Annotated in this window: 15 protein-coding genes; 7 read left to right on the plus strand and 8 right to left on the minus strand. The window is 75.4% G+C overall.

What is annotated here, in order from left to right; all coding sequences use genetic code 11:
- The first annotated feature begins 104 nt into the window (after positions 1-104).
- The 5 genes from WMF20_RS20970 (at position 105) to WMF20_RS20990 (ending at position 4438) form a co-directional block, all read left to right on the plus strand.
- Positions 105-692 (plus strand): Uma2 family endonuclease, encoded by a 588-nt coding sequence (locus WMF20_RS20970; protein ID WP_437616215.1) that lies wholly within the window; start codon positions 105-107, stop codon positions 690-692.
- Positions 693-1210: 518 nt separating this feature from the next.
- A complete protein-coding gene (locus WMF20_RS20975; protein WP_437616217.1) occupies positions 1211-2293 on the plus strand; it encodes a hypothetical protein in 1083 nt (360 codons plus the stop codon).
- Positions 2294-2395: 102 nt separating this feature from the next.
- On the plus strand, positions 2396-3199 hold the full coding sequence (locus WMF20_RS20980) for an ATP-binding protein (RefSeq protein WP_437616219.1): 804 nt from the start codon (positions 2396-2398) through the stop codon (positions 3197-3199).
- Positions 3127-3549 carry a hypothetical protein gene (locus WMF20_RS20985; RefSeq protein ID WP_437616221.1) on the plus strand — a complete coding sequence of 141 codons (423 nt, stop codon included), beginning with the start codon at positions 3127-3129 and terminating at the stop codon, positions 3547-3549. Before WMF20_RS20980 ends, WMF20_RS20985 begins: the two co-directional genes overlap by 73 nt.
- Positions 3550-3562: 13 nt before the next feature.
- The gene (locus tag WMF20_RS20990; RefSeq protein ID WP_437616223.1) at positions 3563-4438 is read left to right on the plus strand and encodes a TIR domain-containing protein; all 876 of its coding nucleotides are present in this window, start codon (positions 3563-3565) and stop codon (positions 4436-4438) included.
- A 567-nt stretch (positions 4439-5005) separates the two neighbouring features.
- On the opposite strand, the gene WMF20_RS20995 is transcribed toward WMF20_RS20990, so the two are convergent.
- The 4 genes from WMF20_RS20995 to WMF20_RS21010 form a co-directional block, all read right to left on the minus strand.
- Positions 5006-6760: a hypothetical protein gene (locus WMF20_RS20995; RefSeq protein WP_437616225.1), complete on the minus strand. Its 1755-nt coding sequence runs from the start codon at positions 6758-6760 to the stop codon at positions 5006-5008.
- A 76-nt stretch (positions 6761-6836) separates the two neighbouring features.
- A complete protein-coding gene (locus WMF20_RS21000; protein WP_437616227.1) occupies positions 6837-7862 on the minus strand; it encodes a hypothetical protein in 1026 nt (341 codons plus the stop codon).
- Between the two features lie 212 nt (positions 7863-8074).
- Positions 8075-11002, minus strand: a complete 2928-nt coding sequence (locus WMF20_RS21005) for a serine/threonine-protein kinase (RefSeq protein ID WP_437616229.1) — start codon at positions 11000-11002, stop codon at positions 8075-8077.
- 293 nt (positions 11003-11295) lie between these two features.
- Entirely contained in the window at positions 11296-12804 is a 1509-nt protein-coding gene (locus WMF20_RS21010; RefSeq protein ID WP_437616231.1) for a hypothetical protein, read from the minus strand.
- A 382-nt stretch (positions 12805-13186) separates the two neighbouring features.
- Here WMF20_RS21010 and WMF20_RS21015 point away from each other — a divergent pair, with 382 nt between their 5' ends.
- Positions 13187-13921 carry a hypothetical protein gene (locus WMF20_RS21015; protein ID WP_437616233.1) on the plus strand — a complete coding sequence of 245 codons (735 nt, stop codon included), beginning with the start codon at positions 13187-13189 and terminating at the stop codon, positions 13919-13921.
- A 118-nt stretch (positions 13922-14039) separates the two neighbouring features.
- On the opposite strand, the gene WMF20_RS21020 is transcribed toward WMF20_RS21015, so the two are convergent.
- From WMF20_RS21020 to WMF20_RS21035, 4 genes are all read right to left on the minus strand, one after another.
- Positions 14040-15077: an outer membrane protein assembly factor BamB family protein gene (locus tag WMF20_RS21020; protein WP_437616235.1), complete on the minus strand. Its 1038-nt coding sequence runs from the start codon at positions 15075-15077 to the stop codon at positions 14040-14042.
- Positions 15078-15274: 197 nt separating this feature from the next.
- Positions 15275-15865, minus strand: coding sequence for a Uma2 family endonuclease (locus WMF20_RS21025; protein ID WP_437616237.1), 591 nt, complete (start codon positions 15863-15865; stop codon positions 15275-15277).
- 58 nt (positions 15866-15923) lie between these two features.
- Positions 15924-16514 (minus strand): Uma2 family endonuclease, encoded by a 591-nt coding sequence (locus WMF20_RS21030; protein WP_437616239.1) that lies wholly within the window; start codon positions 16512-16514, stop codon positions 15924-15926.
- A gap of 196 nt (positions 16515-16710) precedes the next feature.
- Positions 16711-17337: a CDP-alcohol phosphatidyltransferase family protein gene (locus tag WMF20_RS21035; protein WP_129576052.1), complete on the minus strand. Its 627-nt coding sequence runs from the start codon at positions 17335-17337 to the stop codon at positions 16711-16713.
- Between the two features lie 250 nt (positions 17338-17587).
- Here WMF20_RS21035 and WMF20_RS21040 point away from each other — a divergent pair, with 250 nt between their 5' ends.
- Positions 17588-20011, plus strand: coding sequence for a PQQ-binding-like beta-propeller repeat protein (locus WMF20_RS21040; RefSeq protein ID WP_437616242.1), 2424 nt, complete (start codon positions 17588-17590; stop codon positions 20009-20011).
- Positions 20012-20052 lie beyond the last annotated feature (41 nt).

Below are 20052 nucleotides of genomic sequence, written 5' to 3' on the forward strand. Positions count from 1 at the left end.
GCTCGGCGACCAGGGGCGTCGCCTCTTGGCTGCCCGCCGCCGCGGTCGCGTTCGCGCGGCGCGCCCCGGGTGAGGTAAGCTCCGTGGGAGCTGGGAGCCCCCCGATGAGCCTTGCCCGGAAGCTGGATCGCCCCGCGACGAGGGCGGACCTCGAAGCGCTGTCCGATACGATGCGCGGCGAGATCATCGACGGCGACCTCTACGCCTTTCCCCGCCCGCGCGCCCCGTATGGGAGCCTCGAGACCAGCATCGCCGCCGACCTCCACGGCCCCTTCCAGAAGCGGCGCAACGGCCCCGGCGGCTTTTGGCTCCTCATCGAGCCCGGCGTCGAGCTCCCCCGGGCCCCGGAGATCTCGCCGGACGTCGCCGGGTGGCGGCGCGAGCGGCTGCCTCGCCTGCCCGTGAAGGAGCCCATCCGCGTCGTGCCGGACTGGGTCTGCGAGGTCCTGTCTCCCCGGACGCGCGCTTACGATCTCATCGTCAAGCGACGCTTCTACGCCGAGATCGGCGTGGGCCACCTCTGGTACGTGGATCCCGAGGCGAGATCGCTCGCGGTCAGCCGCCTCGTCGACGGCCGCTGGCTCGAGCTCGGCGTTCACGGTCCGACGGAGCGGGTGCGCGCCGAGCCGTTCGAAGAGGTGGAGATCGATCTCGCCATCTGGTGGGAGGATCTCGATCTCGAAGGCGATTGACGCACCACGGCCGATCGACCGCTGGGCCGCGAGCGCCCGTTGTCTCGCGCGCCGTGGTCGCGCGTGGATCGCCGCCCGCCGAGGTAATCTCGAGGCGCCGCTCGTGCCGCGGACGCTGATCCAGATCGTGTTCCTCGCCGCGACGGTCGCCGTGGCGATCGGCGGCCATGCGCGGAAGCGGACGTAGGAGCGCGTCGCGTCGCTTCAGGAACGGCCTGCCCGCCGGATGGGACACGGCCCTCCAAGCCAAACCACGGGTTACCCGTCGCCCAGGACACAGATTTGTAAGCCAGATTACTCTTCCACCGTTGAACGGGACGCAGCGCTGAGAGCGCAGCAGCGCTGCCCGGGTCGCTGCGGCGGGAGGACGCAGGTCGCGCCTCCGGCACCGGGCCGCGGCGCGGGCACGATTTCGCCGCCGCTCGCGGTGCGCCGTCAGTGCGGTCGGATTGAACAGGCCGCCGGCGCTGTGGCACGGTCGCCGGCTGAACGAACCGCGCTCACACGGAGGGAGACCCATGGGCGGAAACAAGGACAGGAAGTCTGGCGCGAAGGACGCGAAGGCCGGCAAGCGGGATGGTGCGAACGACACGAAGGCCGGCAAGAGGGATGGCGCGAAGGCCGCCAAAGCCGGCAAGCGAGACGGCGCGAAGGACGCGAAGGCCGGCAAGCGAGACGGCGCGAAGGCCGCGAAGGCCGGCAAGAAGGAGGCTCGGAGCGCGCGCAAGAGGGATCGGGCCGGCGTCGATCCGGCGGCGCTCATCGCGGAGGCGCGGGCGGACGCGTTCACCGACGAGGCCCCCGAGCGCGCATTCGCGCACTTCCGGCCGCTCGCGGAGCGCGTGCCGGCGGCGGATCTGCCCGTCTTCACCGGCCAGCCGCTGCTCATGCGCGCGAACGTCAGGGCCGCGCTCGACGCGCTCGAGCCGCACCTGCCCGCCGCCGTGAGCGCGCTGCGCGAGCCAAGGCTCAAGGAGGTCTTCGAGCTGCCGGCCCTGGTCATGGCGCTCGATTTCAGCGCGGCGCGCGTGCCGGTCGCGACGCTCAGCGCGGGCGAGATCGACAGGATGCTGGCCGAAGGCGCGCCGTGGCGCGAGCTGATGCTGACCTACCTCGAGGTGGCGTCGCACCCGCTGCTCGGCCTCTTGCCGCGCGAGCGGGTCGCGGCCGTGCGCGCGGGCGCGGGCAAGCTCGACAAGGCGCGCGACTTCGTCGCCCTCCCGGGGCTCTTCGCCGAGTTCGCCGGCGCGCTCGCCGGAAAGCACCCGTTCCCTGCCGACAAGCTCGACCTGCTCGCGACGCTGGGCGGCGCGCTGGTGCAGCAGGTGCGCCCAGGCAACGCCCTCGCCGCGGTGCCGAAGCGCACCGGAGAGTCGATCCTGCGCGACCAGCTCGCGGCGCTCGTCGCCGAACGCTACGACCACCTCCAGGTGCTCGCGGCCGTCGCGCTCGGCAAACGCAAGGCCGACGAGCTGCTGCCGGCGCTCCGCGCCGCGGTCGCGCTCGGCAGCAACGGGGCGGCCGCGGCGCCGGAGGATGCGCCGGAGGGCGCGACGGCGGAGGCGCCGGGAGGCGCGTCGGCCGAGATGACGGACGGATGACCGTGTGAACGATGGGGGCGCGCCGCGCGCTGCGCTGCGCCCCCTCCCCGTCTTCAGCAAGCCCTGCGGCGACCCGAGAAGGTCGTCTGTTAGACTGGCGCCGTGGCGGCAGACCTCATCGACTTCGGCATCGAGCGCAGCCGCCACGAGCACTTCTTCGGTCGAGAGGACGTGCTCGCCGCCATCGATCGCCACCTCGACGGCGCGGGGTCGTCGGGCCGCTGGGTCCTCGTCACGGGCGGGCCCGGCATGGGCAAGAGCGCGATCCTCTCGCGATGGCTCGACGTGGAAGAGCAGCGCGGCCACAGGGCGCCGCACCACTTTCTCCGGCGCGACGTCATGGACTGGGATCGCCCCGAGGCGGTCGCGCGCTCCCTGTCGGCGCAGATCGAGGCGCTCTACCCGGCGCAGAAGGACCCGGAGGCGCGGCCGGAGAGCCGGCTGATCGAGCTCCTCGCCAGGGTGTCGAAGCGCGAGCTCGTTCCGCGCGGAGAGCGCCTGGTGCTCGTCGTGGACGGCCTCGACGAGGCGCGGAGCGATGGCGCCGGGCAGAACCCGCTGCCGGGGTTCCTGCCGTACGCGCTGCCGCCGGGTGTGCATGCGCTCTGCGCCTCGCGCCCGCAGTACCCGCACCTCGGGTGGCTGGAGAGCCGCGGGAACGTGCGGCGCATCGATCTCGATGCGGCCGAATGGACGGGCTCGAACGCGCAGGCCTGCCGCGCGTTCTGGGCCGATCAGGCGCCGCGGTTCACGCCGCGGCTCGACCCGAAGCTCGTCGAGGAGGCGGTCGCGCGGGCGGAGGGGAACCTGCTCTATGCGGTGAAGCTGCGGGAATGGCTCGAGGAGCAGCCGGTCGAGCAGCGGCGCGTGGAGCGCCTGCCCCGAGGGCTGAGAGCGGGTTCCTGAAGCAGATCTGGCAGCAGCTCCGGAGCCTGCCGCGGGAGCAGTTCGGGCTGGTCGCTAACGGCCTCGGGCTGGTCTGCGCGGCGCGCGAGGCGCTGCCGCTCGAGGAGATCGAGGCGGCGTGGGGGTGGAACGACGTGGAGGTCGGGGAGGATCTCCTTCGCGCAGCGCGGGCGCTGCTCCTCGAGGAGCCGGCTTCGTGGCGCGGCGCGCGGGCCTACCGGCCTTACCACGAGGCGTTCCTCGCGTTCCTCGCGGAGAAGCTCGGGCCGAAGCGCATGGCCGAGCTGCACCGGCGGCTCTTGGAGACGACGGCGCGGTGGCCGGTAGCGCGTCGTCTCTGCCTCCGATGACAGGACGCTCAGGGTGTGGGACCTCGCCACCGGGAAGCTCCTCTCCACGATGGAGGGCGAGTCCGGCTGGGTCAGCTCTTGCGCCATAAGCCCTGATGGCCAGCGTGTCGTCTCCACCTCGCTGGACAGGGCGATCAAGGTATGGGACCTCGCGACGGGCAAGCTCCTCTCCACCCTTGGGGGCCACGCCGATGGGTTTCGGGCGTGCGCGATCCGATCGGACAGCCGCCGCATCGTCTGTGCTTCGTTGGACAGGACGCTCAAAATCTGGGACACGACGACAGGCGAATGCCTGGACACGGCCCACGGGATCAGCCCTTTTCATTGCGTGGCCGTGTCGCACCAGCTCCTCTGCGCCGGAGATGCGAACGGCAACCTCTGGCTGCTCGATCTCGCCGAGCCCGCGCCGGTCGAGAGCGCCGTCGCAGCGCCCAGGCCCGTCCGTCTCTTTTTCAGCTACTCCCACAAGGACGAGGCGCTCCGTGACGAGCTGGAGACCCATCTCTCCCTCCTCGAACGCGAGGGCCTCCTCCAGAGCTGGCATGACCGCCGCATCGCCGCCGGCGATGGATGGGCAGGCCAGATCGACAGGAATCTCGACGAGGCCGAGGTGATCCTCCTCCTCGTCAGCGCCGACTTCCTCGCATCCGACTACTGCTTCGACAAGGAGATGAAGCGCGCCATGGCGCGCCACGACGCCGGCCAGGCCCGCGTCATCCCGATCTTTCTACGGGAGACCGACTGGCAAAGCGCGCCGTTCGCCAGGCTCCAGGCGCTGCCGAAGGATGCCAGACCGATCACGCTCTGGCCGGACCGCGACGCAGCTTGGACCGACGTGGCGAAGGGCAACCGGCGCGCGGTCGAGTCGCTCCGGAGGAGCTCCGGGTAGCTCCCGGCCAGGTCTTCGGCTCGGCGTCCGTCGTCCCGCTTGCGTTCGGTGACCCTGTGTGTGAGCCTACAACGCGTCGGAGGTGCTTATGAAGAGGCTGTTCGCCAACTTGTTCGCCGGAATGATCGTTGGATCGTCGACCGCTGGCTGTGTGGCCGCGAGTCCGGATGAAGGGGACGACGAGCTCGGAGAGACGAGCGAAGTCGAGATCTTGGAGACGCCAGATGTGCAGCCAGCGAGCACGACGTACTGGGCGTGCGAGGGAACGAGCTGCGGAGGCTATGGGCGCGGCGTACGATACGAATGCTTCGCCGGCCAAGACCCATTCTGCTATCGCACTGAAACCAATATCTGTTGTTAACGGTACAAAGCGGAGACAGGCGCGGCGACTCGCGACGTAGGGCATGCCGCGCACCGCCTCGTCGCGCGCCGACGCGAGCGACGCGTCGAACGGATCGCAGACGAGCGTATCCAGGTAGATAGTCATATCGCGACCTGCCCGCCCACCCCGCCGACCAGCCCTCCCCCATCTCCCATCCCCCCGCCCGCCCCGCCCCTCGCCGCCCCTCACCGGTACGGCCCTCCCCGCCGCTCCCCCCGCATCTCGCGCGCCAGCGCCAGCATCGGCCGCAGCACCTCCCGCGCCGCCGCCGGATCCGCGAGCGGCCCCGCCATCACCACCGCGATCTCCCCCGGCGCCACCGCGACCCCCTCCTCCGCGCCCGCAACGCCCCCGAGGCGCGCCGCCTGCTCCAGGATCGCCCCCGCGATCCGCTGCTCCGCCGCCCTCCTGGGCCTGCCCGCGCCCGCGATCGGCGGATCCAGCCGCAGCGCGAGCCGCGCCCCCGTCGGCGCAGCCCCCTTGAACAGCGTCTCCACCTCGAACCCCGCCCCCTCGAACGTCCCCGAAAGCCGCATCGATCCGACCCGGAGCACCCCGTCCCTCTCCTCCGCGAAGCGGCGCCACGCGGGCAGCCACGCGGCCATCGCCGCCGGCGGCGGAAGCGCCGCGCCGGCCTCCGCGAGCGCCCGCGCGAGCGCGTCGACCGGCGCCAGGAACGCCGCGAGCTCGGGCTCGTCCAACGCCCCGGCGGCGCTCCACACCCGCGCCTCCGCGTCGTCGACCTCGGCCCGGCCGAACGCGCTCAGCGCGCGCCGCAGCGCGGGCGTGAGCGCCGCCAGCACCTGCGCCTCCTCCCGCCCCCGCACCCGGAAACGCCGATCGAAGCCGCTGTCCCCGGTCGCCACCCCGCCGAGCTCCAGCAAGGCACGCGGCCGCACGTCGAGACGCAGCCCCCACGGCTCCGCGAACCGCACCGTCGCGCCCAGGCCGCCCCACGACTCCCTCTCGGCCGGGACCACCTCCACGGCGCACCCCGCGCACACCCCGCGGAGCGCCAGCTCCCGCTCCGCGAGCGACAGATCGATCCGCTGCCCCACCCGCGACCAGAGCGCGCGCCAGCGATCCGCGCCGATGCGCGGCCGCTGCCCCTCGAGCCCGGCGCGCGGCTCGAACATGTCGACGAACACCGGCACGCGGTGCAGCAGCCGGCCCTCCATGTGCTTGAGCGCCATCTCCAGCACGTACTCCAGGGAGACGTCGCCGAAGCTGAAGGACGGCGCGAGACCGCGCGGCAGCGCGATGTGGAAGGGCACCTCCTGCCCCTCGGCGATCGTCGTGAGATCCTGGATGAACGAGAGCCGGCGGCGCTGGCTCGACCGGTCCCTCGCCCGATGGCGCTCGACGCTGACCAGCGCGACGTCGAGCGCGATCGGACGACTCCCGGCGAGACCGCGGAAGGCGACGGCCCCGGCCAGGATCTCGCCCGGGGCGAACGTCCGGCCCGGCAGCGACACTTCGAGGAATGCGCCGCTCTCCGGCCCGCTCGCGCCGGTGAACGGCTCGTCCCTCGGCGCCTCCGCGATCGAAGGCCGGACGAGGATCTCCTTGCTCTCCGCGGCGTCGATCCACCACGGGATGGAGACGAGCGCGCCGACCTTGCAGCAGAGGGATGCGATGGCGCCGGCGTGCGACGGCGGTACGTCGCCCGGCAGCGTGAACGAGACCCGGTAGCGATGAATCCCCGCGCCGAGCCGCCCCTTCCCGGCCACATCCACGCTGAGGGCGAGCAGATCGCGAGACCCGGAGAAATTCCGGTCCTCGTCGGTGTTGCTCTGCACGGCCAGCGTGAACTCCAGCGTCACGCGCACGAAGTCGATCGGCGTCGCCGCGGCGCAGTCGAGCGAGATCCCGACGTCGAACGTGTCGCCCGCGTGCACGACCCTGGGCACGCGGAGCGTGATGACAGGGCGACTCCTCATGGCCGCCTTCGAGCGTAAACGACCGCGACCCGGCGGGGCGCCCCCCTCCGTCCGACAGGCGGCGACGCGGCGGGCCCTACCCGCCCTGCAGCGCCCCCCCGCCCCGCGCCATGTACGCCGCGAACAGCGCCGGCGCGAGCCGCTTCATCGCGCGCCGCGCCTCGATCACCGCCTCGCCGGACCGCCGCGCCTCCCGCGACGACGCCGCCGCGAGCGCCGCGACGAAGCGCCGCGCCATCGAGAGCGCCTCATCTTGCGCAGGCGACCACGGCCGATCCGGCGCTCCTCCGGACGCGGCAGCGCCCCCGGAGCCCGCGTCGCCGAGCGCGATCGCGATCCCCAAGGGCGGTGGCAGCACGCCGGTCACGATCCCGACGGGCGCCGACCAAGCCGCAGGCTCATCCTCGATCTCGAGCTCGTAGCGCGCGACGTCGGGCAGGCCGCGCACCGCCTCGTCGCGCGCCGACGCGAGCGCCGCGTCGAACGGATCGCAGAGGAGCGCCTCCAGGTAGAACCGCCGCGCCGCGGGCTCGCCGAGCGACGTGGCGGCGTCGCCGAGCAGGAACAGCGCGCGCGCGCTCCGCCGGGCCTCCACCGCGCGCAGCAGCGAGGCGTGCGCCTCGGCCACCTCGCCCGCCGCGAGCCAGTAGTACCCGGGAGGCTGCCCCTCGAGCCGCCCGTCGTCGCCCTCCGCCGCGCGGAGCGCCGCCGCCACGCGGCCGAGGAGCACGCGGCGCAGCGACGCAAAGGCGCCGCTCTCGAGATCGAGGCCGCGCGCGATCTCGAGCAGCGCGGCCGCCGGCGCGGCGGAGGCCGCGGCCCGCGCGAGCTCCCGCTCGAGCGCGGCGATCCGGTCGGACTGGCGGCGGACGTCGGCGTCGGCCGGGCGGAGCGCCGCGAGCTCCGCGAGCGTCCGCCGCGCCTCGCCGAGCTCCCCCGCGGCGACCGCCCCGGCCGCGCGCGAGAGCCGCAGCGTGCGCTGCGCGAACAGGTCGAGCTGCCCCGCGGGCGCGCCGTCGCCAGGCGGCGGGCCGGCGGCGCCGTCGAGCAGGCCAGGCTCCGCCGGGAGCGTGCGGCCTTCGAAGAGAGAGAGCTGTCGCATCTCGAGATCGGGCTCCGCGCAGGCACCCGACCCTACCTCGAGCGACGCAAGGCCGATGGCATTGCGTCGACAGGAGTCCGTTTACCAAGCGACAGCAGATATCGAGAGATATCGAGCGGCCCCTCTCGGCGCGACAGCGGCGCTCCGCGAAGGGCGCGGCGCGCCTCGTCAGCAGCGCGCCGCGCCTCGCCGAGAGAGGCGCGTGAGCTCTCCTACTCGGCCGCCTCGCTCAGCCGCTCCGGCGCGAGCTCGAGCGCGTGGGCGTCGCCCTCTGCACGGGCGCCAGCCGAGCGCTCGCGGAAGCGCGCCTCGCCCTCGACGCGGCGGAGCTCGTCCGCGAGGGCGGGCGGCGGGTCGCAGGCGACGCCGCGCGCCGCCCGCGCGAGCGCCGCGCCGGGGTCGCCGACCGAGAGCGCCTGCCGCGCCGCCTCGAGGTGCGCCGCGGCCGCGCGCGCAGGCTCGCCGCCGCGCTCGAAGTGCTCGGCCAGCGCCATGGGATCGGCCTCGCCGCGCTCCGCGAGGAAGCCGCCCGCGAGCGCGTGGCCGAGCCGCCGGTCGCCCTCGGTCAACATGGCGTACGCGGCCTCCCGGAGGAGCGCGTGGCGGAAGCGGTACGCGGCGCCGCCTCCCGCGCCTCCCGCGCCGCCCGCGCCTCCCGCGCCGCCCGCGCCTCCCGCGCCTCCCGCGCCGCCCGCGCCTCCCGCGCCGCCCGCGCCGAGCCGCACGATCACCCCGCGCCGCACGAGCTCGTCGAGCGCGCGCGGAACGTCGGCGCCGCCCACGAGCGCGGCGACCGCCGCCTCGGAGAACGCCTCGCCGAAGACGCTCGCGGCACGGAGCGCCCGGCGAGCCTCCGGATCGAGCGCGTCGAGATCCGCCTGCGCCATCGCGAGCACCGTCTCCGGCGGCGCCGAGATCCTCCCGCGGGCAGCGGCGCGGATCTGCTCCTCCAGGCAGAACGCGTTGCCGTCGGCGCGCTCGACGATCGCCCGCACGAGGTCCGCGCTCGCACGGGCGCCGAGCGCCTCCCGCACGAGCCGCTCGCCGCCCACCGGCGCGAGCGGCGGGAGACAGACCTCCGTGCGCAGGTGCGGGTGCCAGAGCCCCGGGAAGATCTCGCGCACGCCGGGCCGCGCGAGCGCGAGCACCGCGAACGGCCGGCCCCGCAGGCGGCGCAGCGCCGCGTCGACCAGCGCCACGGTCGGCGGATCGGCCCAGTGCAGGTCGTCGAGCACGAGGAGCACCGGGCGCGCGGCGCACTCGGCGTCGAGGAAGCCCTCCCAGGCGAGGCGGAGCTCGTCGCTCGAGAAGAGCGGGCGCCGCGCCGGATCGAGCCGCGCGTCGCCGCCGTCCGGCAGCGGGGCGCCCGCGAGCTCGCCGAGCAAGGGCGAGATGCGCGCGCCGGCGCCGCCGCGGCGCGCGGCGCGCGCGCGGAGCTTGCGCCGCCTGGCGGCGATCGGCTCGCCGTCCCGAAGGCCGAGCCCGCTGCGGAGCGCGCGCTGGAGCAGGCCGAAGGCGGAGCCCGCGCTCATCGGGTCAGCCTGGCCGATCCACACCTCGAGGGGCTCGCCGCGCGCCCGGAGCGCGCGGACGAGCTCGTAGGCGAGCCGCGATTTGCCCGCCCCGGCCGCACCCGTCACGAGCACCGCGCCCGGGGCCTTGCCGCGAAGGCAGGCGTCGATCTCGGCCTCGACCAGCCCGAGCTCGCGCTCGCGGCCGACGTACGGCGTCGGCCGGCCGAGGAGCGCGGGCGGCGCGTCGAGCGCCTCCTCGCGGGCGCCGTACAGCCAGCACCCCGACGCGTCCCGGGTCGCGCCGAACCGCGCGCCGAGCAGGCCCGCGGTCATGTCGTCGATGCGGATGGCCGCCGGGCGGTGCGGATCGCGAGAGCCCTGGACGAGCTGCACCAGGCGATCGATCACCGCGCCGACCGGCAGCCGCGCCGCGACCTCGGCCCGGCCGGTGACGAGCGAGAGCCGCGCGCCGCCGAGCAGCTCCCGGAGCGCGAGCGCGCAGCACGCCGCCTGGGCCGCGAGGTCGGCGGGCGCGGCGGGCCCCGAGAGCGTGACGAGCAGCCACCGCGCCTCCAGGAGCTCGATCCGGCCGCGGTGGCGCTCGACGATCTCCCGGATGGCGCGCGACCGGCCCTCGTCCGCGGTCTCCGAGAGGGTCGCCTCGGCGTCGGCCTCGTCCTCGTCCTCGCGGGCGAGGATGAGGCACATGACCCGCCGCTCGCTGGCCGTGATCTCGCGGGCGCGGGGCGGCGGGTGGGACGACGAGGGGTGCGACCACGGCGGCGGGCCGCCGCCAGGGCGCCTGTCGAGCGCCTCCGAGGCGAGCGCCGCCGCGACCGCGCCGCCGTCGCGCGGGCGGGCCTCGCGGGCCTTGGAGAGCATCCGCGCGACGAGCCGGTCGAGGCCGGCCGGGACGTCGGCGCGGAGCTCCCTGAGCCGCGGCGGCTCCTCGAGGAGGACCTTCATGAGCACCGAGAGCGGGTCGCCGCCGGCGAAGGCGGCGCGCCCGGTCAGGCACTCGAAGAGCACGCTGCCGAGCGCGAAGACGTCGGCGCGCGCGTCGATCTGGGGCTCGCCGCGGGCCTGCTCCGGGGCCATGTACTGCGGCGTGCCGCGGATCTCGCCGAGCGTCGGGAACTCCTCCTCGTCCCCGGAGAAGCGCGCGGCGCCGAAGTCGATGAGCCGGGCGCGCTCGAGGTCGCCGCCCTCGAGGAGGAGGTTGCCCGGCTTCACGTCGCAGTGCACGAAGCCGAGGCGGTGGACGGCGGCGAGCGTCTCGGCGACGCGCGCGGCGAGCGTCAGGACCTCGGCGATCGTGAGCGGCGCGCGATCGAGCCGCTCCGAGAGGGTCTCGCCCTCGATCCACTCCACCGCGAGGTAGAGCCGACCGCCCGCGGTCGCGCCGTGCGCGACGTAGCGGGCGACGCCGGGGATCGCGAGCGTCGCGAGGGCGAGCGCCTCCCGCGCGAGGGCGCCGAGCGCCGGGGTCGCGGCCGTCAGCAGGAGCTTGAGCGCCACCTTCGCGCCGGACCGGAGGTCGCGCGCGCGGTACACGCGCGCCGTCGCGCCCGAGGCGGCGTGCTCCTCGACCTCGAACCGGTCGTCGACGACCTCACCTGACCGCATCGAGCTGACGCGCTCCTCTCGGGCGCACGGCGCGCTTCCATGCAGCGTGCCAGCTGCGCGCGTCCGGCGTCCACTGTCACCTGCCGCGACGCCGCGCGGCGCGGCGCGGCGCGCGTGCCGGCACACCATCGCGGCATACGTCACGTGGGGGGCGGCGCCCGCGTCGGTGCCGCGTGCACGATGGCGCACCTCCGCGGCGGCCGCGCGGCGCGGCGCCGCATGCGAGCCGGCGCACCCCCGCGGCGCGAACGCGAGGGCGCCGCACGCGCGCCGGCGCCCCCGCGGCGACCGCGTCAGCGCGGCGCGACGGCCGCGGCCTCGCCCCCGGCGCGGCGCCGCAGCACCACGTACCGGAGGTGCGGCACGCCGCTCACCGCCGCGGGCGCGAACGCCTCGCCGGCGCCGGGCAGGCGCGCGAGGTGCTGCTCCACCCCGCGCGCGAACCGCGAGGCGGTCCACGGCGAGGCGAGCGCCTGGCCCTCGGCGAGCAGCAGCACGAGCGCGTCCACCCCGCGCGCGTCGAGCAGCGCGCCGGGGATCCGCTTCGTGGTGTGCCCGCCGGGCAGCGCCGCGATGGCCGGATCCGTGACGCCCGCGAGATCCACGAGCGTCGCGCCCGTCGCGGCGCCGAGCCAGCCGATGTCGAGCGCCGCGACGACCTCGGCCCCGGCGAGCGCGCCGCGGAGCTCCTCGATCACGCGCAGCCGGTCGCCGCCGACGCGCGCGGCGGTCGGCCCGACGCGGATCATCACGAAGAGCTGCCCCGCGAGCGCGAGCGCGATCCGGAGCGCCGTGGCGCGCGCGCCCGCGGCCGAGGCGACGTGGGCGGCCGCGAGCACGGCCGCGGGCAGCGCCGGCACGACGAGCCGCGACAGCGGCATCCAGTCGCCGCCCGCCGCCGCGACCGCGAGGAAGTGCACGGCGACCGCCGCGAGCAGCCCGCGCGGCCACGCCGGGAGGGCGCGCCACGCGACCGGCGCGACCAGCGCCACCGGCCCGGTCAGGAGGAAGCACGCGAGCGCGTACCGGGCCCCGAGCGCCGCGTCCGGCGCCTTGGCGAGCGCGGCGAGCGGCGCCGCGCGGCCGAAGATCGCGAGCCGCGCCGCGGCCACCGCGACGAAGGGCAGGCCCGCGAGCGCGAGCGCGGCGAGCGCGCGGGCCCACGCGGGCCGCTCCGCGGGCGCAGGCGGCGCAGGCGGCGCAGGCGGCGCGGCGCCTGCGCCGCCTGCGCCGCCGGAGCGCGGGGCCGCCAGGGCCGCGAGCGAGACGACGAGCGCGAACGGCAGGAGCTCCGGCCGGAGCGCCGCCGCCGCCCCGGCGCACGCCGCGCCGGCGAGCGCCCAGCCGAGCGCCGGCAGCGCGACCGCGAGGGCGCCGAGCGCGGCCACGACGCCCGTCTCCATGCCCGCCGCGGCCCAGGCCCCGAGCGGCGCCGACGCCGGCACGAGCGCGAGCGCCGCGAACCGCGCCGGCCTGCCGGACGCGCGATCGACCGCGAGCGCCAGCGCTCCGGCGGCGAGCGTCCACGCGGCGACGCCGATCGCCTTCGCGGCCGCGAGCGCGGCGAGCGGGCCTCCGGCCGCGAACGGCGAGAGCGCGAACGCCCACCCGAGCGGCGTCACCCCGTCGGTCACCGGCCCGGCCGCGTTGAAGCGGTAGCCCAGCCCGCGCGCGAGGTGGTGCGCGTAGCGCGCCGTGATCAGCGCGTCGTCGACCGTGAACCCCGAGAGCGCGAGCGCCGGGAGCAGCGCCGCGAGGGAACCGGCGAGCGCGACGAGCAGCGAACGCCTCCGCCCGGTCACGCGGCCCGCGCGTCCGCGCCGCGCTGGAGCGGGCAGGAGGACCGCGCGCCCGTCCTGGATCGGCGTTCGAGCTCGGCCGCGCGCGCTCCATCGAGGACGCATCGCCGGAGGCGCTGATGCTCGGGTTGCGCGGCCGTCATCACGGCCGGCGATCCTGGGACAGGCGCACGAAGGACGCAATTGCGCTCGCCTGTCCGCAGCCGCGCAAACGCGCATGCGAGAGCGCGGACGTACGGGCGCATGCACGCGCGGACGTACGGGCGCGTGCATGCGCGGACGTCGAGAACGCCCGTGCGCGCCGCGCGTCTCGCGCCGCGGACAGCGGCGGTGACGCTGCGCCTCATGGCAGCCATGCGCCCTCGTGGACGGTATAGTTGCTCGCATGGCACTTCCCGCCGCGCTCCTGGCCGCCGTCGAGCGGCATTCCTGTTTCACCGGCTGCTATCGCAGCGAATCGGAAGTCCAGGTCTGCATCGATCCGGCGCAGGCGCTCGTGCCGACGGTGCCTGTCTGTTGCAGCGATTGCCTGAACTTCCACCCGGCGGCGCTCGTGAGCCTCCTGCCGCTCGGCATGACGTCGTACGCGCTGGCGAACGCGCTGACGGCCCACGTCCGCTCGCTGCGCGGGTACAAGTGGGCGACGGGCGGTTACCACACCGCGGGCACCGGCTTCTGGCTCAACGCCGCCTACTACGGCAACGGGCTCTTCCTCGTCGACGCCGCGCGCAACCGCAACGCGCGGACCGACGTCGACATGCTGATCGAGGCGTTCCAGCACGGCATCGTCCAGCCCGAGGACCCGCGCATGCTCGACCCGGCGCTCTACACGACCGAGCTCGCCTACATCAACATGTCGCGGCCCATCCTGCCGGTCCGCAGCAAGCAGGATCTCCTGGCCTCCCCGCAGCGCAGCGCCACGCCGAGGCAGGGGTTCTCGCGCGTGTCGATCGTGGAGTTCCAGCCGCTCGCCGCGGTCGGCGTCGCCGCGGGCGCGCAACCGGCGAAGCCGGCGCCTCCGCCCCGCGAGCTCAAGCTCGGCGACACGTGCCCGACGTGCGGCGCCGCGGTCATGGAGCGGCCGCTGTTCTCGGGCACCTTTGTCGGCTGCCTCTGCTGAGCGCGGCCGCCTGGCCCGGTCACGGGGACAGCGGCGCGGCCGCCTGGCCCGGTCACGGGGACAGCGGCGCGGCCGCCTGGCCCGGTCACGGGGACAGCGGCGCGGCCGCCTGGCCCGGTCACGGGGACAGCGGCGCGGTCGCGCGCCACACGGTGCCGCCGGTCGCCGGGTCGATCGCGCGCAGCGCGGCGCCGCTCACCGCGGCGCCGCTCACGACGTACACGTAGGGGCCCGCGGCCTTCGCCGCCACGATCCGGTCGCCGAGGTAGCCCGCCGCGCGCTCGTACCGGCTGGCCCCGGTCGCGGGATCGAGGGCGATGATCCGCAGCTCCATGCCCCCGACGACATCGACGCCGACGACGATGGCGGCGCCGCCGCTCGCGACGAGGAAGAGGTCCGGCCGCCCGCCGGACAGCGGCGCGCGCACCGGGAGATCGTTCTTCCAGAGCGACGCGCCGCCGCGGCGCCCCTCGGCCGAGAGCCGCGGCGGCCCCTCGGTCGGCGCCGTGAGCGCGACCTCCACGTCGCCGACGTGGACCACCTGGGGGTTCTTCTTGCGCTCCCAGAACTGCCCCGTGATCGCCGACGGCGGGGGTGCGGTCGGGCAGTCGGCCACCTCGCCCCCGCCGAGCTTGATCCCGGTCGCGGTACCGTCCTTCAACACGACCGTCGCGCAGCCCTCGCCGGCCGCGACCTCGTCGGGGGCCCCGGGCAGGCTCGCCGCCCAGCGCGGCTTGCCCGTGCGGGCGTCGAGCGCGTGCAGCGTGGCGCTCTCCCCGCCGGCGAGCACGGTGTTCTGATCGGGGCAGGCGAGCGCGTCGGGCCGGTCGAGCTCCGACGAGGACCAGATCCCCTGCCCGCTGCGTCCGTCGACGGCGACCACCCGCCCGCGCGTCTTGCCGTCCTGCCACAGCACCGGGTCGGGCGCGTCGTCGCCGTTCGCGTCCACGAAGCAGAGCGCGTCGAGCTGCGTCGTGAGCTGGCGCGCGCGCGGGGCGGGCTCCCGCGGCGGCTCGACGCGCGCGAAGAACATCACCGCGAAGCCGACCCCCACCGCCGCCATCGCCACGGCGAGGAGCGCCTTCACCGCCCGGGGCGGCCCCGACGCCGACGCGGGGGCGGGGGTGTCCGGCAGTGCGGCCGCCGCGCCCGCCACGCCGGGGTTCTCGGCGCCGCAGCGCGGACACGTGATCCCATGACGGCTTGCCTCCAGCGAGGCACCACAGCTCCTGCAGGGCCGCATCGCGCCAGTCTATCGCCGCGGGGCGCCCGCGATCGAGGGCGACGGCGCGCGGCGCGCCGGCGAGCGCGGGGCCGGGCAGCGTCCTCGGCCGGGGCCCTGACCCGCCGCTTCTATTTTGCCCACAGGAGGGAGAGATCGAGCTCGATGGCGTCGAACGGCTCGACGCGGACCCGCGCGGCGTCGCGGTGGGTCGCGACGGGGGTCCATGTGCGCACGGACGCGGGCGAGAAGGCCTCGAGCGTGCGCGCGATCGGATCGACCAGCCACGCGTGCCGCACGCCCTCGCGCGCGTAGACGGGCATCTTCTCGTCGCGGTCGAAGGCGGCGGTCGACGGGCTCAGCACCTCGCAGATCCAGTCCGGGGCGAGCGGGAAATAGGCCGTCTTGGGCAGCTCGGGCATTCGCTCACGACGCCAGCCGGCCAGGTCGGACACGAGGGCGTCGATCTCGCCGGGCGCCTCTGGATCGGGGAAATGGATCTCTGGCTCGTCCAGGATCCACCAGCCGCCCGGACCGCCCTTGCCGTGGTCAAATGGACCGGTGAGCTCGGCACCCAGGCCCGAGCTCGCGCGCGTGTGCCGAGGCGCCGGCCGGGGAAACACGTGCAGGGTGCCGCGGACAAGCTCGGCGACCTTGTGCGGTGGGACGACCTCGAGGTCGGCGTACGTGGCACGCCGCTGCGTCTCGGCGGGCTTACCCATGATTCGGAGCCTGCCCGGAGGCGTGCGGCCGCACAAGGGCGACCCGCGCGGCACCAACCTACTTCAGCCAGAGCACCGAGAGGTCGAGCTCGATGGCGTCGAAGGGCTCGACCCGGACGCGCGCGGCATCGCGGTGGACTACCGCGGAATCCCAGCGGCGATCCTGGCCGAGCACGTAGACCTCGAGCGTGCGGGCGAGCGGGTCAACCAGCAACGCGTGTCGCACGCCCTCGCGCGCGTACACCGGCATCTTCACAGTGCGGTCAACTTCCGCGGTCGACGGGCTCAGGACCTCGCAGACCCAATCCGGGGCGAGCGGGAAGAAGGCCGTCTCCGGGAGCTCGGGCATACGCTCACGGCGCCAGCCGGCGAGGTCGGGCACGAGCGCGTCGATCTCGCCAGGCGCGTGTGGGTCGGGGAAGTGCAGCTCGGGCTCGTCGATGATGTGCCAGCCGCCGGGCCCTCCGTCGCCCAGGTCGAACGGTCCGCCCAGCTTGATCCCGAGCCTGGACGATGCCCGTGCGTGAGGTGGTGCCGGCCGGGGCATGACGTGGAGCACACCTGCGATGAGCTCCGCCACCTTGTTCGGCGGGACGGCTTCGAGGTCGGCGTACGTGGCGCGGCGCTGCTTCTCGGCGGGCTGGCCCATGGACGAAGCCTGCCCGGTGCCCCGATGGCAGGCAATGCGGTGCGGAGCAAGCGCCCGCGGCCGGCGCCCGAAAGGGCGGAGCAAAGGCGGAAGCGCCGCGGAGCCCCCTCTGCGCCGCCTGCCCGTTCGGACCGCAAGTCACTGTAACTTCAACGGAAGTTGCTGTTCGGCGCCCGCGCCGCCCGCCCCCTCGCCGCTACGGCTTCGGGATCCGCAGCGTGCCGCTCACCATCGCGCTGCCGCTCACGACGTAGACCAGGCTGAGCGGGTGGAACGCCCAGGGGCCGAGCGCGATCGACCCGAGCCAGATCTGCTCGTGCACGCGCTCCTGCGCGAAGAGCACCCCGAAGAGCAGCACGATGAGCAGGCTCGTGGGAATCGGCGTGCCCTCGTAGTAACGCACCTTCCCGCGCTCGTCCGACAGCTCGGCCGCGGTCACGTTGTACCGCGCGAGGCGGCTGATCCCGCAGGCGACGAAGTAGACGAGCGCGGCGGCGTCCCACGGGCCGCGCAGGCCGAGCGCGTAGCCGAGCACCGCGGGCGCGACGCCGAACGAGACCACGTCGGCCAGCGAATCGAGATCGGCCCCGAGCGGCGAGTGCCGGCGACGCCACCGCGCGATCGTGCCGTCGAGGACGTCGCACGCGAGCGCGAACGGCAAGAGCCCGAAGACCACCCAGATGTAGACGCGCTCGCGCTCGGCCACGTAGTTCAGGCAGAGCAAGATGCTCAAGGTGCCGCTCGCCGCGTTCGCCAGCGTGACGAAATCCGCCAGCGCGAACGACCGGAGCATCGAGAAGTGGGGCGGTCTTTCGGAAGGCATGGCGCTCGGGGTGCGGAGTGTGTTGCACGTCCGGTTGGATTGCCAACCATTCTACGTGGCGCGCGCCGCGCGCGTCGCCGACCTCGCGCCGTCCTCGCGCCAGAGGGCCCGCCCCGCGGCGGCAGCGGCGGCGGCAGCCGCGACGCGCGCCCGGCGCTGTCTAGTCAGGTGGCACGGGCTTGTCCACTCCGCGGCTATCCGCGCACAAAACTTAGGACCCGGCCCCACGCTGCCTAGCATCCCTCGACGGATGCCCGGACTGTCTCTTGTCGCCGACAACACCCGATGCTCACCGGAGCCCGAGCGCACGTCGCTGCACGAGGTGCTCGACTTCGTCCTGGAGGGGGTGCGCAACGCGCCTCCTCCGCTCGATGAGGCGGCGCTGCCGCTGCGCGCCGAGGCCGAGGCGCTGCCGCTCCTCTGCGATCTCGCCGAGGCCGCGGCGGAGCTCGCCTCCGGACGCCGCGCGCGCGCCGTCGTGCGGCTGTGCCTCGAGCCCGATCCCTGGGAGCTCGGCCTCGAGCGCGTGGGCCGCGATCTGCTCGTCACCGTCTTCCACGGCGGCGACGTGCCCGAGGTCGCCCTGCACGAGCGGCGCTTCGATGGCGAAGCGCTCTGCGCGCGCGTGCTCGCGGCCATCGATCGGTTCGCCACGCACCGGAGCCCGAGCGCCCGCCGCGACGCCGCCTTCTCCGACAACGACGCAGGCGGCGGCCTCGGCGAGCACCGCCTCCCGGCCGCGCGGCGGTGCCTCGCCGCCGCCCTGCCGTTCTCGCCCGACGATCCGGGCGGCGAGCCCGCCATCGTGGGCGTCGAGCCGACCGGCGAGATCCCGATCGCCATCGCGGCCGAGGCGCTCCTGCGCACGTCCCAGGGCGCCGCGCTCGCGCAGCCGGCCGTGCTCCGCGCCGACCTCTTCTCGCTCCTCTTCCGGGGCAAGATCCGCGTGCTCGTGGGCGAGGAGGCGCGGGAGCTGCCCGACGTCTTCATCTTCCCGTTCGCCGAGCAGCTCACGTCGCTGTCGCTCGAGTCGCTCGACGCGTGGGCGCGGCGGCAGCCCTACCACCGGCGGCTGACCGTCGGCGGCGCGATCCTCGGCGTGCGGCTGCACAGCGAGGGGGCGCTCTCGCTCACGCTCGGCGTGCCCCGCGTGGGCCGCGTCCCGCCCGGCGATCCGCGCGCGCTCGGCCCGGGCCGCGGCTCGCCGTTCGCGGCCGCCGAGGAGCGGGCGCAGACCTGGACCTTCCCGGCCGTCGACGTGGCCGCGCTCGCCCAGGGCGTCGTCGCGTTCGGGCGCGCGCTCGCGCGCAGCCTCGTGCGCCGCGACCGCGCGCAGACCTCGAACCTGCGCCTGTTCGAGTTCCGGGCGCGCGTGCGCGAGCTCGCCGAGCGGCTCCGCGAGCTCACGCGCAACGACGCGAAGATCAACGTGGCCCCGGAGACGTACCGCGCCTTCGCCGCGGCGGCGCGCCCGCAGGCCGCGGCCGAGGACACGTTCGGGCGGACGCGGCTGCGCTTCACCGCCCGGTGGGTCGCGGCGATCCCCTCGCTCGACCTCCGCGCCACCTTCCTCTGCGGCGACGTGCTCGTCGTGGGCTCGACGCGCGAGCTCACCTGCATCGATCGGCGCACCGGCGAGTGCCTGTGGCGCAAGCAGGCGCCGCGCGCGGTCTCGGTGATGACGCCGGTCGGCCTCGGGCGGCTCCTGCCCGACGGCACGCTGCAGCTGCACGAGCTTTCGACCGGCGAGGTGGCCTGGTCGACGCGGCTGTCGCCGCGCGTCGGCGCGAACGCCTCGGGCGCGGTGGTGAGCGCCCCCGGGCTGCCCCGGATGCTCATCGTGAGCGAGGGGACGCGCCACCTCGCGGCCGTCGACCTCTACTCCGGCGAGGTGCGCTGGCGCTACGCCGCGCGGCGCGGCGAGAACTTCCGGCTGCGCCGCGCGGGCAAGCTCGTCGTGGTCGGCAGCGGCGAGCCGGCGCTCGCGGCGCTCGACGTGCTGAGCGGCGAGGTGGTCTGGCGCTTCTGCGACCGGCTGCCGTTCGCGTCGCCGGTGGCGGTCGATCACGACGCGCTCTTCGCCCTCGCCGGCGACGGGGCGTTCGTCGGCCGCGGCGGGGCGCGGCTGCACCACCTCGACCCGTGGTCGGGCGAGGCGCGGTGGACCGTCGACCTGCCGAAGCACGTGGCGCCGGTCGGCGCGCCGCTGCTCGGGCCCGAGACCGTGTGCGTGGTGACCCACGGGCGGCGCGGCACCGGGCTCGTGGGGCTCGATCGCCGCACCGGGGCGACGCGCTTCGACCTCACCGCGTGCGCGGCGACGGCCTCGTGCCTCATGGTCGACGACGTGGTCGTGGTGAACAGCGAGGCGGGCGAGATCGTCGGGGTCGGCGCGCACGACGGCGCGATCCGGTACCGGCACGTGCTCGCGGGCGGCGTCGAGGGGGACCGGCCGCGGCGCCTCGAGCCGGTGCTCCGCTCGGGGGCGCTGTTCGTGCCGCAGAGCGAGGTGCACGTGGTGCGGCCGCGCGACGGCGCGCTGCTCGGCAAGGTGCCGACCGACCTCATCCCGGATCTCCTCCGGGTCGACGAGCGGTGCGACGTCTACGTCGCCGAGGAGAGCGGCCACCTGGCCGCCTTCGCCGCGGCGCCGCGGCTCAGCCTGGTCCAGTAGCAGCCCGCGGATCGGCGGCCCCCGGCCGCCCGGCGCCGCGG

This window comes from Sorangium sp. So ce834, from assembly GCF_051521425.1.
In the GTDB taxonomy this organism is placed as follows: domain Bacteria; phylum Myxococcota_A; class Polyangia; order Polyangiales; family Polyangiaceae; genus Sorangium; species Sorangium cellulosum_D.

What these genes read in the sequence shown, in the direction of transcription:
- WMF20_RS21000 (WP_437616227.1), bottom strand. Translation starts at nt 7,862, where the DNA reads ATGCGACAGCTCTCTCTCTTCGAAGGCCGCACGCTCCCGGCGGAGCCT.
- WMF20_RS21035 (WP_129576052.1), bottom strand. Translation starts at nt 17,337, where the DNA reads ATGCCTTCCGAAAGACCGCCCCACTTCTCGATGCTCCGGTCGTTCGCG.
- WMF20_RS21030 (WP_437616239.1), bottom strand. Translation starts at nt 16,514, where the DNA reads ATGGGCCAGCCCGCCGAGAAGCAGCGCCGCGCCACGTACGCCGACCTC.
- WMF20_RS20995 (WP_437616225.1), bottom strand. Translation starts at nt 6,760, where the DNA reads ATGAGGAGTCGCCCTGTCATCACGCTCCGCGTGCCCAGGGTCGTGCAC.
- WMF20_RS21005 (WP_437616229.1), bottom strand. Translation starts at nt 11,002, where the DNA reads ATGCGGTCAGGTGAGGTCGTCGACGACCGGTTCGAGGTCGAGGAGCAC.
- WMF20_RS21040 (WP_437616242.1), top strand. Translation starts at nt 17,588, where the DNA reads ATGCCCGGACTGTCTCTTGTCGCCGACAACACCCGATGCTCACCGGAG.
- WMF20_RS20970 (WP_437616215.1), top strand. Translation starts at nt 105, where the DNA reads ATGAGCCTTGCCCGGAAGCTGGATCGCCCCGCGACGAGGGCGGACCTC.
- WMF20_RS20975 (WP_437616217.1), top strand. Translation starts at nt 1,211, where the DNA reads ATGGGCGGAAACAAGGACAGGAAGTCTGGCGCGAAGGACGCGAAGGCC.
- WMF20_RS20985 (WP_437616221.1), top strand. Translation starts at nt 3,127, where the DNA reads ATGGCTCGAGGAGCAGCCGGTCGAGCAGCGGCGCGTGGAGCGCCTGCC.
- WMF20_RS21015 (WP_437616233.1), top strand. Translation starts at nt 13,187, where the DNA reads ATGGCACTTCCCGCCGCGCTCCTGGCCGCCGTCGAGCGGCATTCCTGT.
- WMF20_RS21025 (WP_437616237.1), bottom strand. Translation starts at nt 15,865, where the DNA reads ATGGGTAAGCCCGCCGAGACGCAGCGGCGTGCCACGTACGCCGACCTC.